Below are 11,488 nucleotides of genomic sequence, written 5' to 3'. Positions count from 1 at the left end.
TATCTTAGGAACAGTATGGACGCATTTTTTTAAAAATAAGCACGTCGGAAATTAAAATCAAACTTATATCCTAGCTTCACAAACGGACTTTGGTTTTGAGCAGTTGGTGTAACTGGAATTAACACGTCTTTTAAGTCTTCAATCGTTGTGATATCACCATCGAGTGAAACAGCTTCTTTCCCTGTTTCAAATTCTTTTAAGCCGAGTGATAGTGACATATCGCTTGCTTGAACCATTTCTTTGACTTTGTCTTCTGTTAAGCCAAGCTCTTTCATTTTGTCTTGATTGTAGACAAGGTTTACCTCTTCAATATGTTGACCTGTGAGCGTTGCGCCTGCTACGCCGTCGATGTTTTCAATTTTAGGAAGAACCATGTCTTGTACTGTTGAAGATAACTCAACAATGTCTTCCTTATCGCTGCTGATGGATAACGCAACAACTGGCATCATGTTCATGCTGATTGCCATAACCGATGGCTCTTCCGCGTCTTCCGGCAGCGTGACGTTATCAAGCGCCGCTTCTAGCTCACGCTTTTTCTCATCCATATCCACACCGTACTCATATTCGATTTGAACCTGAGATACGTTGGCAGATGAGTTTGAGTAAACAGCCTTCACATCTTCTAAGCCTTCGATATTTTGTTCCATTGGTCTTGATATGTCTTCCATAACCTGTTCTGCCGTCGCTCCTGGATACACGTCCATCACGATTAGGTACGGAACAGAAATATCAGGTATGCTTTCCATTTTCATTCTTGTTCCAGCATAAATACCCGATACGGTGACAATAATCGTTAATAACCATACGGCTAACTTATTCTTTAAAACGAAATTAACTAACCCCTTCAATAACTAGCACCTTCCTTTTTGCTTAAGTGTTATGCATTCGGTATAATTTTAAACTGACTGGTCAGTCAGCACAAAATCAACTATAATTGTCCTAGTGATTATCTGTCAACTATTTTGATAAGGAACGAAAAGATACCATAACGAATTAAGAGGTTTTGGTCTCTTAAAATACGGGGAAACTAAGTGTTTAAGGAGGGTTCTTTCATGACTGAGAAGAATACACAAATTATTGAAGCTGGAATGAAGCTATTTGCAAACAAGGGGTTTTCGGCAACCTCGGTTCAAGAGATTGCAACGGAAAGCGGCATTTCAAAAGGGTCGTTTTATTTACATTTTAAATCCAAAGATGATTTATTATTAGCGATCTTGCAGCATCAATTTGCCATAATTAGCGAAGCATTCGATAAACAAACAGCGACCAATCAGAGCCCTCGGGAAAAGTTTATTCACCAGCAGGCCGCATGGTTTTCACACTTTATTAACCACCGCGAATTTTTCATTATGCTTGCCAAAGAACAAGCTATTCCGCAAAATGAAACGGTTAAGAAGCTACTGTTTGAAAAACAAATGGAAGCGCACCGCTATTATCGTCAAAGCATGTTAGCAATCTATGGTCCAGACGTAGAAAAGTATTCGTGGGACTTAACGTTTCTAATTGACGGAATGATTCATTCATATATGCGCGTCATCTTGCTGTCAAATGAAGACATAGATCTAACAAAACTTGCAAATTTCATTTTGAACAGAATGGACAGCATCGTAAAGGATATTCATAACGATACTCCCCTACTCACGAATGACAAAGCAAACGAACTATTATCTCGCTTCCTTTTTGATAATGAAACAAACCTTGAAAAAATTGTAGCCAATTTAGAAGAAGAAATTCAAAAGCTAGACGAAGAAGAGCTATTCGTAACGCTTCAAGTGATTAAGGAAGAAATAATGAAAGAAAAGCCGCGAATTCCTGTTATTCAAGGAATGCTTTCAAACTTTGACGATTATCCTAGCCTCCATCATTATCGAAACGTCATTTTAGGTTATTATGCAAACAAACAATAAATTCAGGAAGCTAGTCCCCTACCTTTACACAGGTAAGGGACTTTACTCTTTTCTATGTTTGTTCCTTATTTGCTACTGTATGTTACTTCTATTTAACTTTAGAACCCAGTCTATAATCTATGAAAAGGAAAAATATATTTTCCCTCTATCTTCACTTCGCATATAGTCGATTCGCAAAGAATGCGACATTTTTCAACCACCTTTTAAACACTTCTCTTTCTCTACCGATATAGTAAATATACTGAATGAGTATCGCGATTGAAGCAGGCACATCGTTTGCCACGATTAATGATGCAATTATGGGCTTAGCGGCTCAAATTCAAGAAGTAACGGCAACCATCGAGGAAGTATCAAACGGAACTACCGCAGTAACAAATTCCATCACCCAAGTGAAAGCCGTATCCGAACAAGCGGCTGGCAGCTCGCAAAATGCATCCGCTGCCACGCAAAAACAGCTCGCTTCAATGGAAGAGATTACAGCTTCAGCTAACTCTCTTGCAGAGTTGGCTGAAGAACTCCAGGAGTCCATTCGACATTTCAAAGCATAATGGCCACCCGCTTTTGCAGATGGCTTTTTTATTTATCCAGACAATTTTTTATGACTCTAAATTTTTAGGCAAATAGTCCGATATATGTAGTAGCTACAATATGCATTTAATTTTATTTTCAAAGGAGAAAACGGATGAATATTCTTCGTAATTTAAAGCTTTCATTGAAATTTTTCATTTTACTTACCATAGCCTCTATTTCTCTCATCATTGTTGGAACGATTGGCTACCTATCCACCCAATTCACTACTCGTGGATCTGAGATTATGTATACGGAACAATTAATTCCAAACAGCCTTGTTCAACAGATTCAGACCAACAACCGCGCGCTAGATACGTTTGTTTTAGAAATGATGATTACAAAGGAACCACGACGTAACGGAGAGCTGAACACTCAGATTACTAGTATCCTTCGTACACAGGACAAAAACTTAGAAAAACTCAAAAAAATTAAGATGTTACCAGAGCAAGAAAAAGCACTGGCATCCTATGAAGATAAGCTTGATGAATTGCGAGACTTACGCAATCAGACAATTGAGTTAGCAACCGCAAATAAAAAGGACGAAGCATATGAATTATATACAAGCGAAGTCGCCCCTGTTCGTAGTTTTGCGAATCGCTATTTGGCAACGCTTCAAGAATTAAATACACAGCAAGCCGAAGTTATCTATAAACAAAACCAACAAGATGCTAAAGAAGCAACAAATTTAACAATGATTGTAGCAGGTGTAGCGCTTCTTTTATTAATAACTATTGGCACCTTTATTGGTCGCTTAATTGCACAACCAATTCGAGAACTGCGCACGTTAGCCTTACAAGCAGCTGACGGTGATTTCACTGTCAAAAGCACTTACAAATCAAAGGATGAAATTGGAGTTTTGACAAATGCGTTCACAGATTTAATTCAGAATACTCGACGCGTCATTCAAACTACCAATATGACGTCTGAGCAGGTCGCAGCCTCTTCACAGCAGCTTAGCGCCAGCGCTCAGCAAAGCACGGCGGCAAGTCAGCATATTTCAAGCGTGATGCAAGAATTAGCTGATGGTGCAACGCAACAAGCCGGCTCTGTTGAAAAGTCAATGGCAGTTATTGAGAATATGGCAATGTCCTCAAGCGTTGTATATGACCATATCGACAAAGCAGCTACAACAGCTAAAGAAGCATCTCATTTATCTGCAGAAGGTAGCACAGCCATTCAAACGGTTAATACACAAATGAACTCTATTAACGATACGGTCATTGGCTTATCAACCGTGTTTCAAAGCTTAGCCGAGCGCTCAAACGAAATTGAGCGTATTAACGAAGTGATTACAAATATTGCGGGCCAGACAAATCTCCTGGCGCTAAATGCAGCAATTGAAGCTGCTCGTGCTGGTGAGCATGGGAAAGGGTTTGCAGTTGTTGCTGCTGAAGTGCGTAAATTAGCTGAACAGTCAGCTCAATCAGCCGAGCAAATTGCAGCGCTTGTTACGCTTATCCAGAATGAAACGAAGCAAACTACAGAGTCAATTGACTCCGCTTTGGCAGAAGTAAAAGAAGGAATGGACGTAACAACAAAAGCCGGTACGTCGTTTGCAACAATTAACAAGACGGTAACGGATTTAGCGGCTCAAATTAAAGAAGTGACCGCAACGGTAGAAGAACTATCGATTGGTACCGCTCAAGTAACGCAAGCTGTTTTTGAAGTAAACGGCGTCGCCGAAGAAGCAGCAAGCAGTACACAAAATGCAGCTGCTGCAACGGAAGAGCAGCTTGCTTCGATGGAAGAAATAACAGCTTCCTCTACTGCTCTAGCAAGTCTTGCACAGGAACTCCAAGAATCAATTCAACGATTCAAAGTCTAAAAAAAGAGGCTGAGACATAAGTAATCCAGCAAATGATAAACCTGAACAGTTGAGAGTTCCTGACTTTTAATCGTTCAGGTTTTTTGCTGATTGGGAAAAACTAGTTTGGAAACAGGAGCGTAGGACACTCGACTCCTGCGGGAAAGAAAGGGAAAACGGAGATCCCGCAGCGCAGCGAGGAAGCTCAGGTTCCTCCCCGCGGAAAGCGAGTGGCTGTAGCGCAATGGAACGAACGTGTTCTGCCAACGTAAAGAAGTGAGAAAAGGGCGTGTTCGTCTTTTTGGAAATTTGTTTTGTTATGTCCCACCTTCTTTTTATTTTTCAGGTAACTAGTTCTTTTATCTCATTTTATACACAGAATTAGATAAGTTTATTATCCTTTTAAATTCTCTTCCGATAAGAAATATAGATATTTAGAATGATAAGGAGATAGCCAAAATGAAACCATACAAACCGTTACTAATTGCAACACTTAGCGTTGGCCTTTTAGCTACGCCGTTTTCTTCACTTTCATCATCACCAGAGCACGTAGAGGCAACTGAAACAGCATCGGCACTACTTACGCAAAAAGCGAAAGAAATGCTGGGTGCCCCTCACACAACAGGGGGAGAATCCCTTGAAGAAGGGTTTGATAGTTCAGGCCTCGTACAGTATGTTTGGAAGCAAGCCATTAACGTTAAACTTCCACGTACATTAATAGAGCAATCACAGCTTGGTGAAACCATTTCTCGTGAAGAAATTGCACCTGGTGATTTAGTATTCTTTAGCTCAAAAGAAGATGGAAGCGTGACAAGCGTAGGGATTTATGTAGGCAATGGCGATATGATTTACCCTTCCCCTTCTAAAGGAAAAGTAATTCAACAAAATTTTGCAAACAGCTCGTTTTGGTCACCTAAATTTGTGACCGCAAAACGTGTTACGTCTTCACCTGAAATCGCAAAAGAAGATCCGTTAGTTGCAGAGGCACTTAAACTCATTGGCACACCTTACGTATTTGGCAGTGATTCAATTGAAGAAGGCGTTGATTGCTCAAGTTTTGTTCAGTATGTATTTGAGCAAGCTAAAGATATTTATCTTCCACGCTCAACTGACCAGCAGTGGAAAGTAGGAACCGAAATTGCAAAAGAAGATATGCAGGTTGGAGACGTGATTTTCTTCCAAAATACGTACCGCGAAGGTATCTCACACGTTGGCATTTACATTGGAGGAGGTCAATTTATTCACGCTAAACGCAGTGAAAACGTCGCGATTGACTACGTGTCAAACAGCTATTGGACGTCTAAGTTTGCGGGAGTCCGACGCTTTGAAGGGTTATCTTTACCGAAAGAAGGCCCCGTTGTATCCACCGCTACGAAATATATCGGAGAAGTGCCTTATTTAAGCGGTGGGACAACTCCTGATGGCTTTGATACAGGTGGATTTGTACAGTATGTATATAAAGAAGCTTTAAACGTTGACTTACCTCGCTACGGATCAAGCCAGTGGAACGTCGGTACACCGGTTGAGAAAAATAATCTTCAACCTGGTGACATCGTTTTTTTTAAAGCCTCTACTTTAAACCCGGCTATTTATATCGGCAATGACTATGTTGTTCACGTCACACCATCAAAAGGCGTAACGGTGACAAATATGAAGGCAGATAGCTATTGGGCGCCTAAATATTACGGGGCAAAGCGCATCGGAGAAAGCTAAACATTCTTCTAGAAATTTGAATAATCCCTCTAAAGGTGGTAAATTTTTTAATAGGAATATCTATTATACATAACCACTAAGGAGCTTTCTTATGACTGAAGCAAAGAAAAGCATGTTTTTAAGCATTATTTACGCCGTCATTATTTTAAGCGTTTATTTCTTTAACTTACCGCTATGGATTGCGCTAGTCATCCTGGCAATTATTATCGCATTTGAACTGTTCTTAGCTATTAAAAAAGGCGACAAATTTAAAATGAGTATTAACGCCGTTACGCTTGGACTCATTATATTAGCGGCGATTATGCTGTAGAAAGAGACTGAGACATAAGTAGTTCAGCCTCTACTATACCTGAACGATTGAGAGTTCATAACTTTTAATCGTTCAGGTTTTTTGGTTGATTGTGAAAACAATGTTGGAAACAGGGTGGAATGGAGCGTAGGACACTCGACTCCTGCGGGAAAGAGAGGGAAACGTGAGATCCCGCAGCGCAGCGAGGAAGCTCAGGTTCCTCCCCGCGGAAAGCGAGTGACCGTAGCGCAATGGAACGAATGTGTTGAGACAAAACAAAGAGATGGGAACAGCTAGTGTTCGTCTTTTAGAAACAATCATTTTGTTATATCCCAAACTCTTTTTCTTATGTTTAATCTTCTGATTCAATTTATGTGTAACAATAGCAAAGGAGCTGGGCGGGTACCCAACTCCTCTTTTAATTCCTAACTTTCCATATATTTTACAACCGCCATCTCTCTTCCAAAGCGGTTTCCTTCATCCGTAAACCCAAGCGATGCGTAGAGCTCGTGTGCTCTTTCATTGTTTGGGTGATAGCCGACTTCATCCATTTGTTCCCCTTTCATAATAAGGGAACGCACACATTTAGGCAGACGTTCCCTCCTGTTTCACTGCTGAGATAACGATATACGTAGTTGTCATAATGAACGCCTCCTTTACCAAACTACTTTTATTTTAAATATTCAGACTAATGATGACGTAGATAACTATTTTTCACCATTTTCTTTACTACTCATCTGCTTTTTTAATAACCTGTCCCTTTCAACCTACTGATTCAACCGGTGGCTGATAGCGCGACTGCTTTAAAAGATAGTCTAAATATATCTCTAAATCAAATTGATCCTCTGTAATAAAATCCTCTAACGTTAACTCATTCTTTTCCTTCATCTTTCTTTCTCCCTTCACCGTTTTTTCCGTTTATTTAGTTGTTTAAATTCATTATGAAGGTTTTAACAGAAAAGGGAAATGCTTTCTACAAAAGTTCCTATAAAGATATAAAACTTGACACGTTCATCTCATTCGACAGCATTAGCCTAAAAAAAGCAACACAAGCCCTGATGTTCCTTTTTCTATCAAGTTGTTTAAGTTTTGGTAAAGCATTTCACGGTTCGGAAGCCTCGTTAGTCCATCGTGGAACGCTTCAAACTCAAGCTGTTTTTCCATACGCTTACGCTCAGTAATATCCGTATGCACAGCAATATACTCCACAATGTCACCTTCAAGAGTAATAGCTGGTGTTTTCTTCGTTTTCGAACCAAATTTTCGTTCTGCATGTACTTCCACTGATCCATCTAAATTAACCGGACCAATGTATTCAAGCTCTTCAACCGTTTTACCTGTACTCTTACCGTTTACGAATACAGTTCCATCAAAGTAATCAGAGTATAACGAAACGTAATGATCTCCCCAATCAAAGTCAACACTTATTTCTTCATCGCTATCCGTTGACTCAATCGTTTGTTTCATTTCAACGGTTCCATAATCACCTTTTGTAGACAATTTCATTTCGTGTTCTCCAGGTAAAAATGGACCTACTGTTTGAGATTCATCTGCATCTTTAATGGTACCTACTGTTTGATTATCAATGTAAACATCTGCTTTTTCCAAGTTAGACGTGACTTCCGCATACGCAGGCTGAACACGAATCGTGTAATGATCGAATAAGATCCATTTCTTGCCGTTAGATTCGATTTGAACGTGTGAAGAGGTAGCTTCATCACCTGTTGCCATTTGCACACGATTTTCATATACATCTGCATCCTTTTTTAACCCTTTTGACATTTCTGTCAGCATTTTTGGATTGTCATGTACATATTTAACAAACTGCTCAACTTGCTGATCACTAGCTTTTAATTCAATCTGACCTTCATTCACAAACTTTTTAACCGTTTTGATGTCTTTATGTTGAACAGCTTCTATGAATGTATCTGAAATGGCAGTTGGTGACATAACCTTTTTATCAACAATGTAGAACCCTCCAAATGCTATCGCACCTAAAGCCACAACAGTAGCTGTGATAACTTTTGCTTTTAATCCCATTACTTTCTTCTGAACAGGGGGTGCACTTTCAGTAGTAGCTGTTTTGGAAGGATTCACAACTTCTCCGCATTCGGGACAAAACGTTTGTTCTTCATTTATTTTATAACCGCAATTATTACAATAACTCATCTTTTATTCTCCTTCACATGAAAAAGCACCGTCTAGCCACGATGCTTTTTCTACGATTTACTCTAATGCGTTACCAGTCACCAAACGTATCCTGCATATTAGAACCCAGACTAGAAACAACGGCTTCAATTAAGTGTCGTCCAAAAAGTACAAGTAAAATTGCCATAACGATATAAGTAAGTAGCGTACCATAGACCCTATCTAAGCCATTTGAGTCACTGTGCTTAAAGCTTAAAATTGTAAATGCTACTGTTAGAAATAATCCTAGGATTCCAAAACCTAAGATATATGAAAATAGTGAAATCTTTAATAAAGCGAATACTACACCCACAAGCATCACCGCTGTTGGGGCAATTAAAAATGCACCAAAACGTGCAAAGACATCTTGAATAGAAACATTAACCTTTGCTAGCTTAACAGCTCCAAAAGTTACAAGAACAATTGCACCAATACATAACATAGAAATAAGTCCATTAATAATAACAATATCCGTGAAATCCAACTTAACTACATTCTTCAAATCTTCTCTTAGATCTATAAAATCTGAGCCTAGCAAAGGCAATAGTAGAACTGAAAATTTATTAAGCACTTTATCTAAGATGGAATCAATTCCAAGATAAATCATTAGCGGTATGCTGATAGCAAAAAGAATCATTGTAATAAGACCATTAATAAACTGTTCTCCACGTACTCCTTGAGCCGTTGCAGTTGGGTTTTTTAAGCCTTGCATAAAGTAACCGATGTACAGTTTTGAAATTTTCTTTGCGTTTTCTACATGTTGATTCGGTTGTTGTGGCACTTGTTGTTGTGAATAGTTCGGTATTGGTTGTTGTTGAGCTGGCTGCTGAGTTGGCACAGCCTCTACTCCTGCTGCTGCTTGCTGAGCAGCCACTGCTTCTAATTTTTTCCACACTTTACGCAAAATTTTCCGCCATCGTTATGATGACCACAGTTTAAACATTGCATTTATAAAATCCTCCCTCTAGATGTTATGCTACTTTTAATTTGTTTCAGTCGTTTTAACAAGCTTGTAAACACCTAGTTCTCCGTCACTATCTTTTACTTGATGAACCGTATTGAAGTTTGCTTGTTTACTAGTTCCATCAGCATATGAAATTGTATACTCTTCATATGTAGAGACTTCGTATAGACCGTCTCCTAGATCTTTTACGTTTTTCACATCAAACGTATGTAGCTCTTCCGTAATTCCTTTTTCATTTAGATACGCTGTGTAATCTTTTTGTTCTTTATACTTTGGACCATTGGGGTCAATATAAGGTGATGCGATAGAGAAATCTTCGTTATTAATAGAAGAAATTGTTGCATCCATATAGTTGGCCATAAACGAACCAATTTCGTCAGATGAATAGTTTGCTTGCCCTTCTTCACTTTCGTCTTCCGAACTTTCATTCACAGTCTCTGCTGTCTCTACATCTTCGCTTGTTTCACTATCTTTCTTTGATGATGAGCTAGCGCTTGTTTGATACGTTTTTGGCTTATCTTCCATGACTTCTTTCACTTTTTTCGATAACTCACCGTATGTGCTAGAAGCGTTATGAACTAACCACTTTTCTTGTTTTTCATCATAAATTAGCGTGTATTCCATAAAGGTATTTTGCTTGCTCATTTCTGGAATGTCACCTTGGTAGTAATAAGCCTCTTCGTATTCTTGAAGCCCATATACGGTAGCCGTCCAGTCTCCATCTTCATATCGAATATCCATATCATCTAAATTAAACGTCGTGCCAATATACTTGTTTTTATACAGACGACTAATATCTTGATCATAGCTAATGTTTTCTTTTAAATCTGCTAAGTGATTTGCGGTTACATTTACAGCTTTACTTGGGTCTTGAGCCGTGTATGCACTTAACCACCCTTTTGTTGAACTCACAATCGTATCAATCAGCGCATCTTGTGTTTTTTTATCGGTGCCAAAGTTCACGTACACTTCTGACCCATCAATTGCGTGATTAGCAGTCGTAGCTTCTCCCCAAGGAAGCTTAGCTTTTACTTGTAGCTTCATAGAACCTTCTGTTAGCACTGGACCAAACGTATCTTTTTTTGCTAAATCTACGCCAACGTCTTTTCCATCAATCAATACGTTAGACGAAATCTCTGCATCTTCAATTCCGGTATACACCGTAACATCCGAGCCGTCTAATGAAAGGTTAACGTTTTCTGTATCCACTGTATTAGTAAGCTCTACGTTTTCTTTAGCTACTAAGTCCACAAAATCAGCTTTTAATTTACCTTCAATTTTATAAGTACCAGGCAAATAAGGACCGTATGTGCCTTTAAAATCATCCGATGTTGCCGTATCAATCTTTTTACCATTTATGTATAATTCCGTATTTTTGTAATTAGTGCTAATGTCGACATATACAGGGTCCACTTGAACTGAATACTTATCAAAGATAAGAGCTGTTTTACCACCTTTATTTAGCCTAATAGGACTATCTTCTAGCTCATTACCTAATACGCTCACAGCTGAGCCATCCATTGATGCTGACTGTCTCTTTAAAAACTTAATAACGTCTTTTCGTTCATCAGGGTTTTTCTTAAAGTAGCTTACAAAGCCTTTGACATCCTTTTCTCCAATCTTCAAACTCGGATCTGTAGATGTTAGAAAACTAGCAACCTCTTTTTCATCTTGTTCAATAAGAGCCGTTTCAAAGCGATCAATTATTTTATCTTTATCAGTGGCTGCTTTTCCGTACTGATACCCACCGAATAATACTACGATAGCAGCACTAACTGAGATAATTAACGCCTTTTTCTTTTTCGTCATTGGTGACTTTTGTGTATGTCGTGAATTTGTGGTTACCGTTTGCTCTGTGGGCTGAGCTAACTGTTGCTCAAACGGTTCTCCACAGTTTTGACAAAACTGCGCTCCTTCTTGTTGGTTTGTTCCGCATTCTTTACAAAATGCCATACGCATAACCTCCTTTTTTAAATATAAAACAACACTAGCGTCGCATAAATTTTAACTGAATTTTCTGTTTTCTTATTTTTCCTTTTATAAAGAAAAACGAA

10 protein-coding genes and 2 pseudogenes are annotated in these 11,488 nt (G+C 38.9%); 6 read left to right on the top strand and 6 right to left on the bottom strand.

Annotated features, from left to right (window positions below):
* Nucleotides 1–71 precede the first annotated feature (71 nt).
* Nucleotides 72–848: pseudogene (locus AC1UFB_RS17565) on the bottom strand (efflux RND transporter permease subunit); the annotation flags it as partial.
* A gap of 204 nt (nt 849–1,052) precedes the next feature.
* Here AC1UFB_RS17565 and AC1UFB_RS17560 point away from each other — a divergent pair.
* From AC1UFB_RS17560 to AC1UFB_RS17535, 6 genes are all read left to right on the top strand, one after another.
* Nucleotides 1,053–1,907: a TetR/AcrR family transcriptional regulator gene (locus tag AC1UFB_RS17560; RefSeq protein ID WP_100347271.1), complete on the top strand. Its 855-nt coding sequence runs from the start codon at nt 1,053–1,055 to the stop codon at nt 1,905–1,907.
* Nucleotides 1,908–2,152: 245 nt separating this feature from the next.
* Nucleotides 2,153–2,455, top strand: a complete 303-nt coding sequence (locus tag AC1UFB_RS17555) for a hypothetical protein (protein WP_025911770.1) — start codon at nt 2,153–2,155, stop codon at nt 2,453–2,455.
* 134 nt (nt 2,456–2,589) lie between these two features.
* Complete coding sequence (locus tag AC1UFB_RS17550; RefSeq protein WP_482589590.1) at nt 2,590–4,302, top strand: methyl-accepting chemotaxis protein; 1,713 nt, start codon at nt 2,590–2,592, stop codon at nt 4,300–4,302.
* A 438-nt stretch (nt 4,303–4,740) separates the two neighbouring features.
* Complete coding sequence (locus AC1UFB_RS17545; protein WP_482589588.1) at nt 4,741–5,994, top strand: C40 family peptidase; 1,254 nt, start codon at nt 4,741–4,743, stop codon at nt 5,992–5,994.
* A gap of 91 nt (nt 5,995–6,085) precedes the next feature.
* Complete coding sequence (locus AC1UFB_RS17540) at nt 6,086–6,304, top strand: hypothetical protein (RefSeq protein ID WP_025911774.1); 219 nt, start codon at nt 6,086–6,088, stop codon at nt 6,302–6,304.
* 114 nt (nt 6,305–6,418) lie between these two features.
* On the top strand, nt 6,419–6,580 hold the full coding sequence (locus AC1UFB_RS17535; RefSeq protein ID WP_482589586.1) for a hypothetical protein: 162 nt from the start codon (nt 6,419–6,421) through the stop codon (nt 6,578–6,580).
* A gap of 128 nt (nt 6,581–6,708) precedes the next feature.
* On the opposite strand, the pseudogene AC1UFB_RS17530 reads toward AC1UFB_RS17535, so the two are convergent.
* From AC1UFB_RS17530 to AC1UFB_RS17510, 5 genes and pseudogenes are all read right to left on the bottom strand, one after another.
* Nucleotides 6,709–6,825 (bottom strand): annotated as a pseudogene (locus tag AC1UFB_RS17530) (GNAT family N-acetyltransferase); the annotation flags it as partial.
* A 220-nt stretch (nt 6,826–7,045) separates the two neighbouring features.
* The gene (locus tag AC1UFB_RS17525; RefSeq protein WP_257788889.1) at nt 7,046–7,171 is read right to left on the bottom strand and encodes a hypothetical protein; all 126 of its coding nucleotides are present in this window, start codon (nt 7,169–7,171) and stop codon (nt 7,046–7,048) included.
* A gap of 141 nt (nt 7,172–7,312) precedes the next feature.
* Nucleotides 7,313–8,452, bottom strand: coding sequence for a TcaA 3rd/4th domain-containing protein (locus AC1UFB_RS17520; RefSeq protein WP_482589584.1), 1,140 nt, complete (start codon nt 8,450–8,452; stop codon nt 7,313–7,315).
* A 70-nt stretch (nt 8,453–8,522) separates the two neighbouring features.
* Nucleotides 8,523–9,374, bottom strand: coding sequence for a hypothetical protein (locus AC1UFB_RS17515; protein ID WP_482589582.1), 852 nt, complete (start codon nt 9,372–9,374; stop codon nt 8,523–8,525).
* A 78-nt stretch (nt 9,375–9,452) separates the two neighbouring features.
* Nucleotides 9,453–11,387: a zinc ribbon domain-containing protein gene (locus AC1UFB_RS17510; protein WP_482589580.1), complete on the bottom strand. Its 1,935-nt coding sequence runs from the start codon at nt 11,385–11,387 to the stop codon at nt 9,453–9,455.
* Nucleotides 11,388–11,488: the final 101 nt, after the last annotated feature.

The organism is Priestia sp. KCTC 13724 (genome assembly GCF_056820425.1).
Note: the sequence above shows the minus strand (reverse complement) of the source record. Positions and strands in the feature narration are given on the sequence as shown.